The sequence below is a fragment of the Erythrobacter sp. HA7-11 genome (assembly GCF_055693605.1).
In genome coordinates this window covers 426,179-444,851 of record NZ_JBVFUF010000002.1, presented here as the reverse complement: position 1 = coordinate 444,851, position 18,673 = coordinate 426,179, and the positions used below count along the sequence as shown (strand labels likewise).

The window sequence follows — 18,673 nt, the reverse complement described above, 5'->3', positions numbered from 1 at the left end:
TCTCAGTGACCCAGTTTCTTTCGTTTGGTGAGATCATGTTGCGGCTGAAGACGCCTGGGCATGAGCGCTTTTTCCAGTCGCCTTCGTTTGAGGCGACCTTTGGCGGGGGCGAGGCCAATGTCGCAGTTGCGCTCAGCAATTACGGGCTGGATGCAGGCTTTGTGACCGCGCTTCCGGATAACGACATCGGCGAAAACGCGATTATGGAGCTGCGCAAGTTCGGGGTCGATACCGCGCATATCAGCCGCTCGGGTGAGCGCGTGGGTATCTACTTTCTGGAAACCGGCTCAAACCAGCGGCCCTCCAAAGTCGTCTATGACCGCGCGAACTCCTCGATCTGCAATGCGCAGCTGGACGAGTTTGACTGGCCGGCGATCTTTGCCGGAGCCAAATGGCTGCACATCACCGGAATTACGCCAGCGCTGAGCCAGTCGGCAGCGGACCTGTCGATGGCCTGCGTGAAGGCGGCGAAGGAAGCAGGGCTGACTGTCTCTTGCGACTTCAACTTCCGCGGCAAGCTGTGGAAATACGGCAAGAGCGCGCCCGAGGTCATGCGCGAGCTGGTGAAATATGTCGATGTCGGCATTGCGAACGAGGAAGACTGCCAGAAGTCGCTCGATATATCGGTTGATGTCGATGTTGAAAGCGGTGAGCTCGACACGAAGAAGTATGAGGCACTCGGCCAGAAGGTGCTCGACATCTATCCCGACATGCACACCATCGCGATCACTTTGCGCGAAAGCCTGAGCGCGGACCGCAACAACTGGTCGGCCTGCCTGCGCACAAGAGACGACGGTTTTATGCTGTCGAAGAAGTACGAACTGACCGATATCGTTGACCGCGTCGGCGGCGGCGACAGCTTTGCCTCGGCGCTGATCTACGGCCTCAACGCTTACGAGGATCGACAGCAGAGCCTCGAGTTCGCGGTTGCTGCCAGCGCGCTCAAGCACACGATCATGGGCGACTTCAACCGCGTCACCGTGCCAGAGGTCGAGAAACTCATGTCCGGTGACGGCTCAGGCCGCGTGCAAAGATGACCGGCATGAAGGGTCGGCGCCAGTATTTTTCGCTGAAGATTGATTTTACTCACTGGAAAATGATACCGGTTACCTTAGAGGTAATTATGGAGTGAACGGGACGGTCTTTTGCGCCTTCGGCAGCTGGAATATCCAAGCGTGTCCTCACATCAGAGGTCGCTTGGTTTGCTCGGCAGTTAATCCAGGGTGCTTCGCTGCCCCCGCGTGCGTCAGAATATAAGAGAAAAACTTGGGAAGGAGATAACGATGAGACATATTGAGATTGCCAGGAGGGCTTCGAGCAGACGAAATCGGGCCGCAGGTCTGCTTGCAGGCGCCGCTCTAACTGCACTTGCATTGCCAAGCGCTGCACTAGCGCAAGATGCTGAGGAAGAAGTCGCCGAGCCGGCTGATGATGGCAATGTGATTGTCGTCTCGGGCATCCGTGGCGCGCTTCAAAGCGCGCTCAATGAAGAGCGCAACGCTGACAGCCTTATCGAAGTGATCCAGGCGGAAGACATCGGTAAGCTTCCCGACCAGAACCTCGCTGAGGTGCTTGAAAATATCCCTGGCGTGCAGATTACGCGGACCGCAGGCGTCGGAACCGGGGTGCAGATCCGCGGCACCAACGATAATCGCACCGAGATCAACGGCGTTGGCACTGTCGCCTCCGGCCGTGGCCGTGGCGGTATTAGTTTTGAAGACGTCAACGCGGCAATTATTGCGTCGGTGGAGGTTATCAAGGCGCCGGAAGCCAATACGATCGAAGGTTCTGTGGGTGGCACAATCAATCTGCGCACCATTCGTACCGCTTGATCTCACCGAGCGCATTGCGACACTTCGCGTACAAGGCGAATACAGCGAGCTTTCCGACAGCGTCACACCGCGGATCGCGGCGAGTTTTGGCAACAACTGGTCAACCGAAATGGGTGAGATCGGCATCGTTCTTGCCGGCAGCTACACCGAACAAGAAGCCACTTCGTTCCGACCACGTGTCGATCGCGACGGTGGTCTTGTTGAGAATGTAAACGCACAGGTCATTCGCAACGGAAACCTTCAGGATCCAGCGGCCCGTACCGGCTGCGCAAGCATTCGACTTCCTTGGCATTCAGTTCCTCAACCAGGAGCTCGAAAACTTTGAATTTCAGACCATCAATTTCGCTGGCTCCCTCGAATGGGCACCAAGTGACAATCTGAAGTTCTATTTCGACGCCTTCTACAACGACCAAGAACGGCGGCAGGATAGCTCCCGCGTCCAAGGCTCAGGCGTGAGTTCGGTTCGCGATTTCAACGTCCCAGAGACATTCGAAACCGTCAATTTCGGCTCACTCAATGGCGTTGAATTGGGAAGCATTGAGGCGGCTCTCACTGGTACGATCCAGCCGTTCCTTGCAAACGACGACGACGATCCAAACCTCCGTTTCTCAAGCGATACTGGTGCGCGTGTCACGGAAAGTCAGTTATACCGGCTTGGAACCGAGTGGCAGCTTGGCGGTATGTCTATCCGCTTTGAGGCTTCGACGACGAGCGCAGACACCGTCAATCCAGAGCTGAGCACTACACTCAACTTCATTAACCCAAACACCCCGCTTGATGGCGGGGGCGGCAACGATAACGCGGTGCCGTTCCGTTATGATTTGAGTGACGGTCTGGCCTTTGGCATCGACTTTAATTCGCCTTTTGCGCCTACTGTTGAGCAATTGCTCGATCCGGCCAACGTTGTGCTTGATGCCATTCGGGTCGGGGCGGATGAGACCAAGAACTCTGAAGACGCGGTGCGCCTTGATCTGTCTTACGAGGATGACGGCCTGCCATCATTCATCACCTCGATCGATGCAGGCGTCAGATACAATGTTCGCTCGAGTGAGTTTCAAGATATTGGCTCCAATCTCGGCCTGAGCGCGCTCGACGACAGTCCTCGTGGAACAGTGTTTGCAGATCTTCTTGTTCCAGGTCCGGACAATTATGGAGATGGCGATGGACGCGAGTTGTTCTTTGCGAACTTCCTGCTGACTGATCCTGACCGTGCCTTCAATGATCCAGAAGGCACCTTGGATATCCTGCAGGCTGCACTGCTGACTGTGCCCGGAATGCGCACGATCAGTGATCCAACACCAAATCCCTTGGGCTTCTACGACATCACCGAGAAGACGATCGCTGCCTATGGACAGGTGAGCTTCGAATTCGGGCCAGTCCGCGGAAATGCAGGATTGCGTTATGTCGACACCGTCATTGAGTCGATTGGTAACAGCGTCACTGGCGCTGATGTGACGCAGACTACGACCAAAGGTGCATACAGAGAGTGGCTGCCAAGGGTGAACTTGGCTGCGAACTTGACCGACGATCTGATTCTTCGGGCGAGCTACACCGAAGACATCAACCGGCCCGACTTCAACACTCTGTCGACGTCGATTGTTTTTGGCACGAGTTCGCAGGCTTCGGTGGCGGTCGGCAACCCCAATCTCGCACCGGAAACGGTCCAGTCTTACGACGTATCGCTTGATTGGTATTTTGCCCCATCGGCGCTTCTCAGCGTAGCCTTCTTCCATAAGGACCGCAGCAACCTATTCGTCGCACAGCTTGAAGAAGCTTTCCGCGATGGCAACGGTTTCGGTGATATCACGCCGCCTTGTGAAGGTGGTGGCATCTTCAACCCGATTGCGGATCGCAATATCTCTTCGAACATTCCGGGCGATGGTATTTGCGTTGATGTTGTTACGACCATCAATGACAGCGCGAGCACAACCCAGACCGGCGTTGAGGTTGCCTTCCAGTATGACCTCTCGCAGTTCGAAGACACGCTCGGCTTCGCATCGGGCTTTGGCATTCTCGCCAACTACACCTTCCAGGACTTTGGAGGGGGCGAGGCAGTCCAGACCTCAGCATCGCGCGGTACGGATGTCTTCAACGCCATCAATGGCATATATGACGATGCAAACTTCGTGCCGGTCACGAGGGTTCAGGGTCTGCTCGACTTCTCGCCGCATTCGTACAACGTCACGCTTTTCTACGAGAAGTATGGCCTGTCGGCACGTGCGCGCTACACTTGGCGGGATGCCTTCCGTACGCTCGATACGGCAGGCGGCGCGTCGCTCAACAGTACCTTTGGCTTCCCGGTCGTGACCGAAGCTCGGGGGCAGCTGAATGCGAGTGTCACTTATGATGTGACTGACTACCTTGTGGTGGGTGTCGAGGGCGTAAACCTTACCAAATCGGACATCACGCAATCGTGTGTGAACGAAGGCGCGCTGTTCTGCTTCCAAGGTTTGCCAGATCGCAGGATCACATTTGGCGCTACTTTGAAGATGTGACGGACAGGCGCGGGTTCAATCGTCCCGCGTAGTCTAACGCTGGGCCCGTCGGTTCTGGATCTCTCCCTGAACCGGCGGGCTTTTTGTCATTTTGACGTGTCGGTGTTTGAGTGCGGCACGCTTGCAGGAGATGTGGCCAGGCCCGTGAGTTGTGCGAACGGCGAGCGTGAGCAATCAAGTCAGGCAAGCACCCACAAGAGGGCCGTGCTGGTTGGGACTTTCTCGCAGAAGTGCCGGTATGATGCTGCTGGCAGCTGAATACCCGCTGCCCGTTATTGCAATTACGCCCGGTTTGATCAGAACCGGTAGCCAATTCTGACGCCGACTCTGAACGCATCATCATCGAACCGCTCATCATTCGATGTTTTGAAGCGATATTGCGCGCTGGCAGTAGCATACAATCCCCGGTTTGAGCGCCCCCAAGCCAGTTCAACTGCAGGTACTACAAAGCTGTCCCGACGCAAATCGCCATTCGGGTCACCGCGCGCAACCCGCGCATCATAGTCCCATTCGCGATATTCGAGTGAAGGGCGGAACCGCAGCCGTTTAGCAATGGGCACACTATATTTGACGCGGGCCACACGGCGATCATAGCTACGCCGCGGTTCATCCGCGCTGTTGTTCTGATCCGCGCGAAGGTCGAAGCGAACCCAGTGGTAGGATCCCAGCCGGCGATTGTATTGCACACTTGCGCTGAACCCGTCGCTGTTCCCGGCCAAGGTCGTGTCATAATCGCGCTCGCGATACTCACCTGTCACTCGGACGCGGTCATTTCCGCGCTGCCATTGGAGGCGCGCACCAAGACTGGTTTGATCGGCGCTAAAAGCCTCGAGCACCGCAATATTCTCGAAACGGCGGGCATGCGCGCGAACCTGGATCTTATCGGAGACCTGATGCGTCACATGCAAGCGGCCAACGAAGGTCTCGAGCCCGTCTCGATTGTCATCTCGGAACTCGAAAATGCGCGTCTCCGCCTCAGAACGGACAGTCGTTTTGGCACTTAAGTCGTAGTTGACGCCAATGCGTGCGCGAGCGCCTACGCCTGAGCTGTCGATCCCCTCGCCCTGATCGAAATCAAGGTCGGATTCTACGCCCCGGATCTCCACCAGGCCATCGAATTGAAGGCGGTCTGGTGTTTCTTCCTGCGCCAGCGTCGGACTACCAAAGGCAGCCAACGCGATCGTGGGAGCCAGCCACCTCATCCGTTTCGGCACGAGGGAGGATAGAGAAAACATCGTCATTTGATCCTCTTCTTGAGAATGGTGGCCGCTTCTTCCAGAATTGGACGCACATCGTCGTCGCACGCTTCCGCTTCAATCAAAGAAGTTTCGAGAGCCTTGGCAGCTTCGCTCAATTTCGCGTCGCCAAACGTCGAGGCGGTACCAGCGATCTGATGGAGCAGGTGGCGTATTTCTTCGACAGCGTCAGGGTTTATCGTCTTGCTTGCCAACGCATCTTCGATGAGTACAAAAGTACGCTTGTTGCGGTCCAGAAATTGCTGCGTCAGCGCGTCCATGAGGGCGGGCTCAATCCTCGAGCTGCGTTTGCCCCTCTTAGATTGGCTCTCGTGGCCCCAGGCATCAAAAGTGGCGCGCAGATCCGCAAGCGCCACTGGCTTGGCTATGAAGGCTTGCATGCCGCACGCCTTATAAGTCCGAATTTCGTCGAAACTCGTCGCTGCTGTCACCGCGACAATTGGCAATTGCCTAGCAGCGAAACCTCTTTCGCGCAGACGTTTGGTCGTCTCGATCCCGTCCAGAATTGGCATCATGACGTCTACGAGCAGCAAGGAATACGGGCGGTCTTTCGCCGCCGCCGCTTCGATCATTTCGATGGCATCAAGCCCATTGGAGACAACGTCCATCTCGACTGACAAATGCGCGGCCATCGCCCTCATCGCCTCAGCGTTGATGGGCGTGTCTTCCGCCAGCAACACACGAAGTCCGGAAGCTGACGCTCCGGTAATGGCTGCTTCGAATTGGGTGTTTGGTGCCTCTTTCACCGCGCCGCTATGTGAGAATATGATTAATTCCAAGCTAACGACATGCCCTTAGAGCGCGGTGGCATGGCATTAACAATCGTGTGAAAGCGCTCTGCAAGCCCGCAATTCTTAACCGATAATTAGGGTTAATTACCTAGGTCTTTTGCCAGTTTCGGCAAAACAGGGGGTCGGGAAAGATCGGCGTGCAATTAAGAATTTGGCTTCGGCAAATGAAGACACGGTTTTCCGTGATCATCAGCGACAGCCAGCCAAAGCGCTCCGTACCAAACCCAAGAACGTCGTGACTGCGCTCACAGAAACTAGGCCGGCTGATGCAGCACCCGCGCGCGCTCGCACGCGTACAAGCGCCCGCACGAGAGCGGTGCGCCGCGAGTTGCTAGCCCATTGGCTTGGACCGCTATTGATCGTGGCCACTTTGGCGATCGCTCATGCGCTCGGAGTTTTCGCCCAAAGCGACGGTACCGCTTTTTTGATGAGGTGACCGTCAATCAATCCGCGAATGCACCCACCGTTGTGCTGATTGAGCGCGACGCTGCGTTTGAGGCGGGTGAAGAGACCAAGTTTCAGCGGCTCGACAACGCTTTGGCCCAAATGGGCGCCGAGCGGATTGGTTATCTGGACGGAACGCGCCCACTGCCAGCCAAGTCAGCCATTCCGATTGTAGTGGGCCTTCCGGTCCAGGCTTTACCGGCGAACCAGCGCTGGACATTCAAAAACGAGCCACCCTCGGGCAGCGAGGCAATTCTGGCAGCGAGATGGATCGCTGGCCCGGAATACGGGATCAATCGGAGCCAGTCCGCAGCCTTGGCCGCAGATGCAACACCGATACCCGTCTTCGACGCCGCCTTGGCCGATGTTTACCCAAAAGACGGCGAATTCTTGATCCCGATGTCTCGCCGCCAGAGCATTCCAGTCCTCAGAGCCAGTCAATTGCTTGATCAGCAATTTCGCGCCGGCGAGCTAGAGGGCTTGGTTGCGATGGTGGTTCGCCCGGAAGCCATGCAGGCCAGCCTGACGACGCCGCTTAACCCGCACCAACAGACCACCAGCGAAGCGATGTTCAGGGCGCATGCTGTCAACGCGCTTCGCTCGGGACAATTCAGCTACAAGGCCAAGGCCTGGGAAGTGTGGGTCTTGCTCATTGCCTTGGGTGCGATCCTCGCGTTGCTGTACAGGGAAACCGATCCAAAGCGGCTTGCGATCATAATCCCGCTAAGTTTCAGCCTGTTGATCCTATCGGCCTGCTGGGCCGTTTTGCTATTCACAGGGAAACTCCTCCCCGTCTCGGCGCTCTTGCTGGCGCCGTGGATCATCACGTTTCAACGAGTGATCGAACGCGAAACTTCGCAAGACCGTCGATTGGAGCGCACGGCATCACGCGCCGTCCAGACCTCTTTCAACCGCTCTCCTTTGCGCGAAGGCGCTAGATTGCCGCAATTCCTCGGCTCAGCAGCTGAGTATGCGGGGGTCGAAAAAAGCCTGCTGGTGGAGATGAACGCCGGTGGTGAAATCGAAGCTGTCGCAGCGAACAATGCGACAATTGACGACATTCAAATCGAGCCAAAGCGCCTGCAGACCTTACTCAAGGATGTTCGCGATAGCTTTGGCGTTCGTGATGCCTCCGAAATAGTGCCGAATTGGCCAGGCGAAGCGCGCATTGGCTGGGTAGGCGCTGGCAATCAGCAAATGTATTGGCTGCACACTCGCCCTACGACAGCCACACCGGGTAAGTCAGCACATCTGGTCCGCGCGATTGCTACGAGTTTTCGTGAACTGTTCCGCTGGCGCAGCGATCTCAACGCGCGCGGGAGCCATGAAAATCGCAATCAGCCTATCGATGATCGTGTCGCGAGCGCCATTTCACTAGTCGCCAACGAATCTGAGCAAGTTCGCCGCGGGTTTGACACGATCGATACAGCGGTTGTCATTTTTCACCTAATCGGTTCACCTCTGCATGCAAACGAAGCGATGCACGCGATCTATGACGAAGCTGGATTGAACCTATATGACACATCGCTTTCGGATGTTTTGCTCGCGCTAACGCACCTTGGACCGAACCGCGTTCAAGCATTGATCGAAGATTTGATGCTCAACGGCTCCGAGATGCGGCTGCCGATGCGCGACTTGGGAGATCAGGAGCGCAAAAACGAGCGCATGTTGCGAGTGGCAGCTCCGGCTCGCAACGCCAACGGTGCAGACCGTGTGCTTGTCCTAGAGGCAATTGATATGGCTGACGCCAATCGCGCTGCCGACCTGCGAAAGGCCGTTGCCAAGTTCATCGACCTGCAACTGCGCAATGACTTCGAGGCAATCCTGCTCGGCGCTCAATTGGCAAACAATCCAAGGTTGGGTGACGATCAACTGCGCGGAGTTGTCGACCGGATAGGCGAAACAGCTCGCCGAGCAACGGGCCGACTTGATGAAGTTGCCAGCCTCGTCCGCTCCGACTCAAGCGACCTTGCCGAAGCGTGCTACCCTGTCGATGCGACGGCAGTGGTCAAGGACGCGGTTGCCCGCGCTTCAGGGCTGGCTGAAGAATTGGGCGTTTCCATAGCCGCCGAGCATCCTGGGGTGAGCGGCTTCACCCTCGCCGAACCCGTCGCGCTTACCGAAATGCTCGTCGCAATGCTGCGCGTGGTGATTGCTGACACGCCTCATGGCGGCGAGGTTTCGCTCAAACTGCAAGAGCTTCAGGGGCGCACCTTGATCCGCATTTCTGGCGGGTTTGGGATCGGATTCGATCGCTTGCTCTGGCTGATCGCCAATTACGAAGAAGGCGCCGTCGGCGAATATCGCGTGATCGGAGAAGGCATGTCCAAAGTTACGCGCTGGTCGGCGAGCGTCTCCTACTGGGGTAGCGAGGCGAATGGATTTGGCTTCAACATTGATCTTAGGGGGATTGGCTGATGGGCTCCCGCATTCTCATAATCGACGATGACCCCATTCTGGCCGGGCTACTCCAGCTCACGCTCGAGCTTGATGGGCATCAAGTGGCCACCGCCGAAGATGGTGCAGCAGGGCTGGATTTGGTCAATTCTGAACATTTTGACTTGATCCTGCTCGACCTTGTCATGCCCAAGATCGACGGGATAAAGTTTCTGCGACTACTCGCCGAAAAGGGTGACGCCCGCCCGCCAGTGATGATCGTGTCATCGGCGATCAACGAAGAACTGACTGACCAGCATCGCGCATTGGGCGTCGTTGACATCGCGCGCAAGCCGGTCGAGCCGGATGAGCTGGTCGCTCGCGCATCCCGTGCCTTGGCCAAGGGCGCAAGCACGATGGCAACTCCAGCCACAAATGCAGCGGGGCAGAGCTCACATCCGTGACCTTTCTCCCGCTCACCATATTCCCGGAAGGCCTGGCAGGCTCGATCATCACGACGGTGTGGATCGGCGTGTTCGTAATGTGCTTCTTCAATTTGCGATTTGGCTGGGTGCTGTCGGGATTGGTTGTGCCGGGCTATCTCGTGCCATTACTGATCGTGAAGCCATTTGCCGCATTGGTCATCAGTGTAGAGGCGGTGCTGGCCTATCTGATTGTCTACCTGTTCTCGGAAAAGCTCGCACCAGGGCGCTTTCCCAGCCTGTTCGGACGCGACCGGTTCATGGGATTGATCTTGGCAAGCATCGCAGTGCGGCTCGCATTCGACGGCTATTTATTGCCCGAGTTTTCGGTCTGGCTCGAAGACAATTTTGATCGCCGGATCGACTGGGAAAGCAATTTGCAGAGCTTTGGATTGGTGGTCATTTCCCTAATGGCAAACCAGTTTTGGAAGCCTGGTCTGGGCCGAGGGATCGTGATGGCAGCCGTCACGATTGGCCTCACATATCTGATCATCCGGTTTGGTCTGATGGAGCTCACCAATTTCAGAATGTCTGGGGTCCACCACCTTTATGAAGGGCTATCAAGCTCAATCCTCGCCAGCCCCAAAGCCTATATTATCCTAACGCTGACGGCGCTGATCGCGAGCCATTACAACGTCAAATACGGTTGGGATTTCTCTGGGATTTTAATCCCGGCATTGATCGCTTTGCAATGGTATCAGCCGACCAAGATCCTCACCTCTTTCGGTGAAGCGATCATCATTTACTGCGCGGCGCGCCTCATCCTGAAATTGCCATTCATGGCCAACGTCACGCTCGAAGGCGGGCGCAAATTGCTGCTCTTTTTCAATATCAGCTTTGCCTGGAAGATGGCCCTAGGGTGGTTCATCATCTGGCAGGGGGTGGATGTAAAGACGACTGATTTCTTCGGCTTTGGCTATTTGCTTTCGACGCTAATCGCTATCAAGGCGCACGATAAAGACATTTTCCCACGCGTCGCCCGTTCAACTTTGCAGGTCAGTCTGGCCGGTGCGGTTCTGGGCAACTTTGTCGGCTTTAGCCTGTCCGCGGCGACCGCAAGAGCGCCTTGGAACGCCAGCAATGCTCAATCGGACAATTCAGCGTCGAAAAATACACCGCAGCTAAATGGCCTGATCGTCGACGCAGTGGGCGATGCTCATGTCCGCAAGATGCGCGGCACCGAACAATCAATGTCAGCGGAAAGCCGCACGGCCTTGGCGCGCCTTGTTGAGCTGTTGGAAGAAGGCGTGCCTTCCGCTGTTCAAGGCTTTGACCAACAAGCCAATGGCTGGCGCGTGCGGCAGATCGAGCAGGGTCGTCTTGCGATCATTCGCGATGATGACAAAGGCGCCGAGCTGCTCGTTTTCGACCCAAGCGCCACGCGCGATGAAGCCGTTATCCTGCCCGATCCCACAGTGCTTCCCGGTCTTGCCAACGCCGCACTTGCCATTCACCAGAATCAGAGAGCTCGATGGCTGGTCTTCGGTTCGCCCAAGCCCGACTCACGCGTTGCCGAAGATGATGTGGCTGACACCTTCATCAACGCGACCGAGACAGCTCACGTCATTGTCTCGGCGGCGGCTCGGGACACGAATTCCGGCCTGGCTGCATCGGGAACAGCTGCGTCTGCGATTGATGTTCGATTGCTGCGCGAACTCGTTTCCGACCTTTCGGTAAGCCTTTCAAATGAAGTGATAAGCGGGCGCGGAGCGACGGCTAAGCTCGCATTGAGTGCCAATTCCATCAAGCAAATCGCCAATCGTACTGCACGCTTTTCTGGATTGATCAGCCCTGGCGCATGCGGTTTGGCGCGCCACTCTGAACGCACAGGTCGCTGGGATAGTCTGCGGCAACTGGCATTTGCCCGGTTCGAAATCGCAGCGCCATTTGTCGAAGGCGTTCGCGCCGCAGACGTGCCATACACCGCCGGCGCATCTGCCCAGCTCGCGGGGATGGAGGTGCGCCGGTGTCGCTTCGGTTCAAAGGCGCATTGGAGCCTTTCTTCGTCGCAGCGCGACGAGGGCAACATATTCCTGGTCGAAGGCGAAGCGCCGCAAAAAACCGTTCTGACGTTCGAAAATGCGCGCGGTGCGCTGCCGGCGAAAATTGGTGCAGCAGTCCACGGCAAATGGGGATCCAATGGCTTGTTCGTGGCCACGCGCAGTGACAGCTTTTTGCGCGACCCTAACACAATCTTTGATGTCACTTGGCAGGAATGGGTGCGAAGTCAAAGGGGACTCGACAATCCGGTCATCTTCCAACTGAGAGCGCGACCGCGCGAAGCGAAGGGATATCGCGATGGCGTCGACGTGTTGGTCGCGAAAGATCGTATCGGGCCTGAACGGGAGGAATTTGGCGAACTGATCTCCTCACTCCGTCAGGCGGGATTGCGGGCCGAGACTGTGACCAATTCGTATGAGCAAGCCGGAATGGAAGCTCGCCCGGGCATGTCCATGCGCTTTCTCGATGGCATGGGTGAGCGGCGCTATGCCTTTGGCTGGCTGATGTTCGAAGGGCTCGGTGAACAGGCTGCTGCCGAGACGGAGGCTGCCAAATGAGCCTCTCATTCATGGTCAAAACCGCAATGTTCGCTTTGCTTGCGCTCGCTTCTGGTTGGGCCGGACGCGAGTATGCCATTCCGCTCGCCTCCTATCTGACCGACGTTCGCGATATCACCGCGCGCGATGCCCGCATTTCAAAGCGGTCAATCGCCTATCGGATCCCTGGGAACAAAGGGATGACGTTCGTTTTCTCTCAACCGGTCACCAAAGCAAAGGTGCTCGTCCATCCATCCGTGCGCGAGGAGGTTCGCGGGCGCGAACAAGGCTTTGTCTATGGCATTCGGGTGAGGTGGCGTGACGCTGGCGGGAACGTTCTTTCAGTTCACGACGCCTATCTGCAAGCAGACTCGCCCGATGAAGTGTTCTCTTCAGGTCAGGTTTTTCGGTTCTTCCGCACCCGGCCCGAATTGGTAGCAGAGCAGGATCAATTGTTGATCGAAAGCCCGTCGCCCGCCTCAAGGCTTGAGCTGGAGGTCTTTGACATTGACCGCGGGATAGTCGGTGTTGATGTTCGGGTTTTCGAGCAGCGAGTGTATTTGGGCAATCAGTCTCTGGCCGCCTATCGCCGTCTGAGCGAAGACGCGAAGATGCGGATGTCGGCAGCAAATGCATTTCCCGCAGACATGTTGACGCTGCAAGAAAAGAGTGAGCTGGGCCGCAATCATTGGCGCGCGGTTGGGCCTCTCGGCCTTGATGGGCGCGATTTCACAATGCTTGTGCTTTACGAGGCCTTGCGAGAAGACGTTCTCGCCGAAGAAGCGGGTGAAACTCAATGACGCGCGCCAGGCCCATATTGGTCGGCGGGGCTGCTGCGGTCGTCTTGGCTGGTGCTTCGCAGCTGTTCCCCCGGTTCGGGGAGACAGAGCAGATCGCCTTGCCATCAAGCGAGGAATTTTCCGTTGGCAAAAGCGCGTTTGAAGCAATTATGCGAGATCCTTCGAACAGGCTTGGTGCGCTGGAGCAAATTGGCTTCACCTCCAGCCCGATTGACGGTTCGCAGCACACCGTTCTGCTGAGAGAAACGTACCGGTCATTGTTCGGGACGCGGTGTCTATTGGCTGCGCAAGGGCGCTTCCAATAAGCTTGCAATCACAGCGCCTCACCGGGGCTCAGACCGGTATACCGGCCAGCTTGCCGCTGCGCTTTTCGAAGAGACTGCTGCGCACGCAGCCGCGTGGAATTCGGCGCCGCGCCGGCCCACCCCGCAATGCGAGCACGGGATCGATCTGGCTCGCGAGAGAGACCATCTGTTTAGCGCGTTCACCCTGGCCTTTGCCGAAGCGCAGCCGACTGGACTGGTGGTGCAATTACACGGCTTCGATCGTGAGCGGCGCAAAACGCTAGAGGCGCAAGAAGCAGGTATGATCGTCAGCAACGGGACGGAAAATCCCAGTGCGAAACTGCTCGACCTCACTGATTGCCTCAGTCTTGCTTTCGCGCCCACACCTGTTCTCCTTTATCCCGGAGACACTGATGAACTTGGCGCCCTCACCAATGCGCAAGGTCAATTGCTGAACCACGCGGGCTTCGATGGATTTGCCCATATCGAAATAGCAGCCCATCTACGCGCAAAATTGATTAGCGATCACGACTTGCGTGCAAAATTCGCGGCTTGCCTGATGGAGAATGCAGCATGAGCGTTCTCGCAAAGATCGACACCGGCGTCGCAGTGCCGCTCGAACGCCCTCTTGCGGAGCGTCTTGCACAAGGTTTGGCGCCCAAAATGCTGCCCGTATTCGAGGACATTCACGCCGAAATCCTCGCCGCGCTTGATACGCATGGTCAGGTCGCAAGCGCTCGCAGCCATGCGGAAACCCTAGCGCAATTCTGCGTCGATCAGGCCGATTTGATCGCGAGCCTTACGGTCGCCGAGCAGCAATTCCAAACACGCTATGCAAACGCGGTCGATCAAGCCGAACAGCGAGCCGCCATTCTAGACTTTGCGCGCGCGCTAGGTGCTGATCGCAAACAATTGCAAAGCGACCGAAAGGCGTTCGATGCATGGTTTGACGCTGATGCGATAGTCGAGCGGTTTCAGAAGCGGGTCGGAGAACGCGAACGCGCGCTCGCCCATGCCATCGAGCGGCTCGGTTTGATTGCCGCCGACGCGGCAGCAACCGATCCTATGATGTCGGATACCGCATTTTTCGTCGATCTGTCGGACGGCTTGCTCAACCGGATGCGCCATTGGCGCGGTGATGCGCGCGTCCGCCTCGCCACACACAGCTGTCTTGCCAATATTGCAGCACAAATCGACCATTGGCCGTTCGGCTATTGGTTTGAAGATGTGCTCAGCGCCACGCGCCGTGTTTGCCTTGACGAAAGCGAAGACGTTTGGGTGCAGTGCGCGGCTTTTGATGCGCTGATGGCGCTTTCACCTCAGTCGATCGCCACTGCTGCCCGCGCTCGCATCAAGCTGCCGATAGCTGAGAAGAAGCCGCAGGTGGCGGACAATGAATTGTTCCTGCGCAGGCATTTGGTGCGTCTCATCAGTGCAAACCTGTCCCGAGACAATAGCTTCCCTGGCATTCTGAAGGCGCTCGCAGACGATGATAATGGTGCGGTGCGTCAGTCTGTCGCCGATGTGGTTAAGGTGTTGCCTCGGACCATTGCCGCCGAGCGCATCGCCGCGTTGCGCGATGACAGCGATCCTCAAGTGCGCGCTGCGATCTTCGCCGATGTGCCGCGCTTCCTCGAAGTCATTCCCCCTTGGGACTTCGCCGGCCACCTCGACCACATCTTGTCACAGGACGAGGATGAATTCGTGCTTCGTATCGCGCTTGATGCGGCCTGCGGCCTTGCGGCGTGCTGCCGCCAAGGTGGAGCGGAATTCGAGCCGGTTATTGATCAGACCGCCGAATCAATCCGGACCTTCAAAGCCCGCAAGCTTTCACTTAAATTTCTGCGCTGGGCGGATGAGGCGAACGAGCGCGTTTGGCTGGTTTCCGACCACGAAGCGCTGGAAATAGCCGCGACGCTCCGCGAGATAACGCACGATCAGTTTGAGGCGGACATTCGCCCTGCAAAGGCGCTGGCGGCGTGGCTTCCCGACAATCGCGAAAAGGTCTGGCCGCGTTATGGCAGTCCTGGCACAAAATGACTTTGGTCTCTCGCTGCGGTCGGGACGCCGCCCGAGCATTCAGCGCGGCGAGTGGATCAAACGCCGACTATGGCGTTTCCTGTTCGAAGGGCGCAATTCCGCGACAGACAAACGCCAAGCCCATGCCCACACCACGGGTCGCCATTATCACGGCACTATGTTGGCCCCTAGCGCGCGTATGGCTGAACTGGCCCCTACTAAAGTGCCGGGCGAACCACTGTTCGAAAGCAAAGAAGGCGGTTGGCGCAATTACCTGCCGCTGATCGATCAGGTGCTCTCGGCGCTTGACCATGGCCGCTCGATCCAGCTGTTCACCAGTGCTGGCATTACCGAGATTGCGCCGCCGCCAGACACTTGGAAACGCGTGCGCGCTTTCCTGAAAATCTCGCGGAATTTCGCTGAGCTTGCTGGTCTGCGCAATCGCGAACCGGATGAATTTCTCGCTTCATTGCGAGCGCAAGGGATCGCAGTCAGCTTCCGCGGATATGATGGATGCGACCCGGCCAATCCTGAAATCGCCGCCACATTCGTGACGGAGGACGAGACATGATCGCCTCCTTCAACGAACTCACCGATACGGCGCTGGCCTACGCATCCTCGGTGTATCAAAACAGCTTGATAGAGCTGGCGATCTTTCTGGCATTGGCCAGCATTTGGTTCTTTGGCCGCCACGTGATCCTCGGTTGGTACGCGCGGCGCCTGCGCAAATCTCTTAAGCTCGTGCTCGGCGGATGGGGCACACGCGGCAAGTCTGGCACGGAGCGATTGAAAGCGGGCTTGATGAACGCGGTCGGCCCTTCAATCGTCTCGAAAACCACCGGCTGCGAGGCGATGTTCCTGATCGGCACGCCGTTTGGCGGGCTGACCGAGATGTTCCTGTTCCGCCCATACGACAAGGCCACTATCTGGGAACAGTTCAACCTGATGAAGACGTCCAAGGGCCTGAAAACCCGTGTCTTCCTATGGGAATGCATGGGGCTTAACCCTGCATATGTCCGTGTCCTCCAACAGGACTGGATGCGCGATGACATCGGCACGATCACCAATACCTATCCCGACCATGAGGACATACAAGGGCCAGCCGGGCGCAATATCCCTGAGGTCATGTGCGAGTTCATCCCGAATGGTTCGCAGCTGTTGACCACCGAAGAGGAAATGCTTCCCATCCTGCAAGAAGGGGCGGCAAAAGGTCGGACCGAAATGCGCACGGTTGGCTGGAAGGAAGCCGGCCTGATTCACAAGGACCTGCTCGACCGTTTCCCCTATGAGGAGCACCCTTACAACATCGCTCTGGTCACAGCGATGGGCGATGAACTCGGCCTGGATCACGATTATTGCGTGCGCGAGATGTCTGACCGCGTGGTCGCCGACCTTGGCGTGCTCAAGACCTATCCGCGATCAACGATCAATGGCCGTACGCTCGAATTCGTGATGGGCATGTCGGCCAATGAACGCTTCGGCGCGATGGGCAATTGGACCCGCATGGGCTTCGACCAGCATGATCTGTCCAAAGACCCGGAGATCTTCGTAAGCACGGTTGTCAACAACCGCGCCGACCGCGTGCCGCGCAGCCGCGTGTTTGCGCGCATGTTGGTGCACGACGTCGCAGCCGACCGGCACGTACTGATCGGATCGAACGTCGAGGGGTTGATCGGCTTCATTAATGAAGAATGGGATGCCTACGCGGCGAACCTGACCCTGTTTGAGGATGGTGAAGATCCGCTCCTCATTTTGGAGAAGCTGGCGAAGCATCAGCGTATCACGCTCGATCAGGAGAGCCTCGACGGCTTGCTGGCCGCGATGCTGAAACCACAAGCAGACAAGATTTCAGCAGGCGATGCGATCAATGCGGCACACGATGGCAAGTTGGACAGCGCGCTTGCAGAGGCTGACGTTGAGAATAGCGCGGCGATTGTCGAATATTATGCCTCCAAAGCAGAGACGATGCGTCTTTACACCGAGTTGCGCGAGGCGGTCGCAAGCGGCGGCGATAACGCCGCGCTCGACACCCAAATGCGCGATCTGCTTGGCTCAGCGTTCAAGGCCAAACTGCTGCCCGTTCTGGACGTCTACACCAAGGGTGAAACGATTGTTCGCCTAGTGGCTGACAGCACCCCGCCCGGCCTAACCAATCGCATCATGGGAATGCAGAACATCAAGGGGACGGGCCTCGACTGGGTCTATCGCTGGCAAGCGTGGGAGACCGTTTGGAAGGCGTGCCAACAATTGTGCTCCGATGATCCGGTCGAGATCGAGCGCGGATACCGTGCGCTCGCCAGCTTTCAGGAGTTCGGTGTTCTCAGCGATAAAGAGGTGCGTGAAAGTGTCGCTGCGGCGCGCGCAGTGCTCCGGCAAATCCCGACCATTTCCGGCGCGCAGCTCGATGCGCTCGAAGCGCGACTTGCGCAGCAAATCGCAGCGCAGGATGTGTCGGACTCGGGTGAAGCTTCGACATCTGAAACGAACAACTGGCTTGCCAATTGGGCGGACACGGCAATTTCGGCAACGGAGGGCTTTGTCGATCCCAGCGATGCGATGACCCGCCGGGCAACCTCTGACAAAATCTACAAAGCGCTCATCGCGGAGCAAATTTCTCTGCAAAAGGCAGCGGCCGAATTGAAGGAGATCACTTCACGACAGAAAGGCGGTTGGCTGGCGAAATCGCTCAAGAAGCGCCGCGAGAAACTGCTGTCGTTCCGCAAGGCTGCCTAAGGCTCGCCTGTAAGACAGTGGCTTCGGGACGAAAGATTCCCAAGCGAGTTCAGCAAAATCGTGTTACAGGGCAGCGCGTTACTCGTAATCTACGGAGCTGCTGCATGATCAATTCCCGCTACACTCGCCCAGTTTTACCCCTCGCATTGGCCACCGCGCTTGTCGCCTGCGGAGGCGGCGCAGACGCTCCAGCGGACGAAGCCAACGGCGGAGAAACAGTAGCGGAAGAAGGCTCGGTCATCGAAACCCGGCAAGCCAATTTCGAGTCAATCGGTGATGATTTCAAAGCCATTCGCGGACAACTTGAAACGAGCGAAGCCGACTTTGGTGTAATTGAAGCGAGCGCCAATTCGATCAACACCAATGCGCAGAAAATTTCTGGCTATTTCCCCGAGGGAACGGGCGTTGACTCTGGTGCGGACACAGAGGCACTTGAGACGATCTGGGAAAAACCGGAAGAATTTGCCGCCGCCGCGCAAAAACTGGTCGACACCAGTGCCTCGTTGGCAGCTGTTGCGGGAAGCGGTGATGCCGCAGCCGTTGGTGAAGCGGTCAAAGCGATGGGCGGATCATGCAAAGCTTGTCATGACAATTTCCGCCTCGACAAGGATTGATCGAAGGCAT

Annotated in this window: 16 protein-coding genes; 14 read left to right on the top strand and 2 right to left on the bottom strand. The window is 57.3% G+C overall.

Features of this window, described 5'->3' with window-relative positions:
* Nucleotides 1-5: 5 nt before the first annotated feature.
* The 4 genes from ACZ1GU_RS02430 (at nucleotide 6) to ACZ1GU_RS02415 (ending at nucleotide 4,327) form a co-directional block, all read left to right on the top strand.
* The gene (locus ACZ1GU_RS02430) at nucleotides 6-1,037 is read left to right on the top strand and encodes a PfkB family carbohydrate kinase (protein ID WP_472646537.1); all 1,032 of its coding nucleotides are present in this window, start codon (nucleotides 6-8) and stop codon (nucleotides 1,035-1,037) included.
* Between the two features lie 246 nt (nucleotides 1,038-1,283).
* The gene (locus tag ACZ1GU_RS02425) at nucleotides 1,284-1,832 is read left to right on the top strand and encodes a TonB-dependent receptor plug domain-containing protein (protein WP_472646536.1); all 549 of its coding nucleotides are present in this window, start codon (nucleotides 1,284-1,286) and stop codon (nucleotides 1,830-1,832) included.
* Nucleotides 1,795-2,157 carry a hypothetical protein gene (locus tag ACZ1GU_RS02420; RefSeq protein ID WP_472646535.1) on the top strand — a complete coding sequence of 121 codons (363 nt, stop codon included), beginning with the start codon at nucleotides 1,795-1,797 and terminating at the stop codon, nucleotides 2,155-2,157. The genes ACZ1GU_RS02425 and ACZ1GU_RS02420 overlap by 38 nt, the downstream gene beginning before the upstream one ends.
* Complete coding sequence (locus tag ACZ1GU_RS02415; protein ID WP_472648688.1) at nucleotides 2,078-4,327, top strand: TonB-dependent receptor; 2,250 nt, start codon at nucleotides 2,078-2,080, stop codon at nucleotides 4,325-4,327. Before ACZ1GU_RS02420 ends, ACZ1GU_RS02415 begins: the two co-directional genes overlap by 80 nt.
* 296 nt (nucleotides 4,328-4,623) lie before the next feature.
* Here ACZ1GU_RS02415 and ACZ1GU_RS02410 read toward each other — a convergent pair whose 3' ends face one another.
* Both ACZ1GU_RS02410 and ACZ1GU_RS02405 read right to left on the bottom strand, forming a co-directional pair.
* Nucleotides 4,624-5,568, bottom strand: coding sequence for a hypothetical protein (locus ACZ1GU_RS02410; protein WP_472646534.1), 945 nt, complete (start codon nucleotides 5,566-5,568; stop codon nucleotides 4,624-4,626).
* Entirely contained in the window at nucleotides 5,565-6,263 is a 699-nt protein-coding gene (locus ACZ1GU_RS02405) for a response regulator (protein WP_472648687.1), read from the bottom strand. The genes ACZ1GU_RS02410 and ACZ1GU_RS02405 overlap by 4 nt, the downstream gene beginning before the upstream one ends.
* 543 nt (nucleotides 6,264-6,806) lie before the next feature.
* Between ACZ1GU_RS02405 and ACZ1GU_RS02400 the strand changes: the two genes are divergently transcribed.
* From ACZ1GU_RS02400 to ACZ1GU_RS02355, 10 genes are all read left to right on the top strand, one after another.
* On the top strand, nucleotides 6,807-9,236 hold the full coding sequence (locus ACZ1GU_RS02400) for a sensor histidine kinase (protein WP_472646533.1): 2,430 nt from the start codon (nucleotides 6,807-6,809) through the stop codon (nucleotides 9,234-9,236).
* Complete coding sequence (locus ACZ1GU_RS02395; protein ID WP_472646532.1) at nucleotides 9,236-9,658, top strand: response regulator transcription factor; 423 nt, start codon at nucleotides 9,236-9,238, stop codon at nucleotides 9,656-9,658. The genes ACZ1GU_RS02400 and ACZ1GU_RS02395 overlap by 1 nt, the downstream gene beginning before the upstream one ends.
* Nucleotides 9,655-12,234, top strand: coding sequence for a poly-gamma-glutamate biosynthesis protein PgsC/CapC (locus ACZ1GU_RS02390; protein ID WP_472646531.1), 2,580 nt, complete (start codon nucleotides 9,655-9,657; stop codon nucleotides 12,232-12,234). The genes ACZ1GU_RS02395 and ACZ1GU_RS02390 overlap by 4 nt, the downstream gene beginning before the upstream one ends.
* The gene (locus ACZ1GU_RS02385; RefSeq protein WP_472646530.1) at nucleotides 12,231-13,013 is read left to right on the top strand and encodes a hypothetical protein; all 783 of its coding nucleotides are present in this window, start codon (nucleotides 12,231-12,233) and stop codon (nucleotides 13,011-13,013) included. Before ACZ1GU_RS02390 ends, ACZ1GU_RS02385 begins: the two co-directional genes overlap by 4 nt.
* Nucleotides 13,010-13,318: a hypothetical protein gene (locus ACZ1GU_RS02380; RefSeq protein ID WP_472646529.1), complete on the top strand. Its 309-nt coding sequence runs from the start codon at nucleotides 13,010-13,012 to the stop codon at nucleotides 13,316-13,318. Before ACZ1GU_RS02385 ends, ACZ1GU_RS02380 begins: the two co-directional genes overlap by 4 nt.
* A gap of 280 nt (nucleotides 13,319-13,598) precedes the next feature.
* On the top strand, nucleotides 13,599-13,874 hold the full coding sequence (locus ACZ1GU_RS02375; protein ID WP_472646528.1) for a hypothetical protein: 276 nt from the start codon (nucleotides 13,599-13,601) through the stop codon (nucleotides 13,872-13,874).
* A complete protein-coding gene (locus ACZ1GU_RS02370; RefSeq protein ID WP_472646527.1) occupies nucleotides 13,871-15,337 on the top strand; it encodes a hypothetical protein in 1,467 nt (488 codons plus the stop codon). The genes ACZ1GU_RS02375 and ACZ1GU_RS02370 overlap by 4 nt, the downstream gene beginning before the upstream one ends.
* Nucleotides 15,315-15,887: a hypothetical protein gene (locus ACZ1GU_RS02365; RefSeq protein WP_472646526.1), complete on the top strand. Its 573-nt coding sequence runs from the start codon at nucleotides 15,315-15,317 to the stop codon at nucleotides 15,885-15,887. Before ACZ1GU_RS02370 ends, ACZ1GU_RS02365 begins: the two co-directional genes overlap by 23 nt.
* Nucleotides 15,884-18,049, top strand: a complete 2,166-nt coding sequence (locus ACZ1GU_RS02360; protein ID WP_472646525.1) for a hypothetical protein — start codon at nucleotides 15,884-15,886, stop codon at nucleotides 18,047-18,049. Before ACZ1GU_RS02365 ends, ACZ1GU_RS02360 begins: the two co-directional genes overlap by 4 nt.
* Before the next feature lie 104 nt (nucleotides 18,050-18,153).
* Nucleotides 18,154-18,663 (top strand): c-type cytochrome, encoded by a 510-nt coding sequence (locus tag ACZ1GU_RS02355; protein WP_472646524.1) that lies wholly within the window; start codon nucleotides 18,154-18,156, stop codon nucleotides 18,661-18,663.
* Nucleotides 18,664-18,673 lie beyond the last annotated feature (10 nt).

Coding starts and splice junctions, on each gene's coding strand:
- ACZ1GU_RS02370 (WP_472646527.1), top strand. CDS start 13,871: ATGAGCGTTCTCGCAAAGATCGACACCGGCGTCGCAGTGCCGCTCGAA.
- ACZ1GU_RS02385 (WP_472646530.1), top strand. CDS start 12,231: ATGAGCCTCTCATTCATGGTCAAAACCGCAATGTTCGCTTTGCTTGCG.
- ACZ1GU_RS02395 (WP_472646532.1), top strand. CDS start 9,236: ATGGGCTCCCGCATTCTCATAATCGACGATGACCCCATTCTGGCCGGG.
- ACZ1GU_RS02365 (WP_472646526.1), top strand. CDS start 15,315: ATGGCAGTCCTGGCACAAAATGACTTTGGTCTCTCGCTGCGGTCGGGA.
- ACZ1GU_RS02375 (WP_472646528.1), top strand. CDS start 13,599: ATGATCGTCAGCAACGGGACGGAAAATCCCAGTGCGAAACTGCTCGAC.
- ACZ1GU_RS02355 (WP_472646524.1), top strand. CDS start 18,154: ATGATCAATTCCCGCTACACTCGCCCAGTTTTACCCCTCGCATTGGCC.
- ACZ1GU_RS02360 (WP_472646525.1), top strand. CDS start 15,884: ATGATCGCCTCCTTCAACGAACTCACCGATACGGCGCTGGCCTACGCA.
- ACZ1GU_RS02380 (WP_472646529.1), top strand. CDS start 13,010: ATGACGCGCGCCAGGCCCATATTGGTCGGCGGGGCTGCTGCGGTCGTC.
- ACZ1GU_RS02410 (WP_472646534.1), bottom strand. CDS start 5,568: ATGACGATGTTTTCTCTATCCTCCCTCGTGCCGAAACGGATGAGGTGG.
- ACZ1GU_RS02425 (WP_472646536.1), top strand. CDS start 1,284: ATGAGACATATTGAGATTGCCAGGAGGGCTTCGAGCAGACGAAATCGG.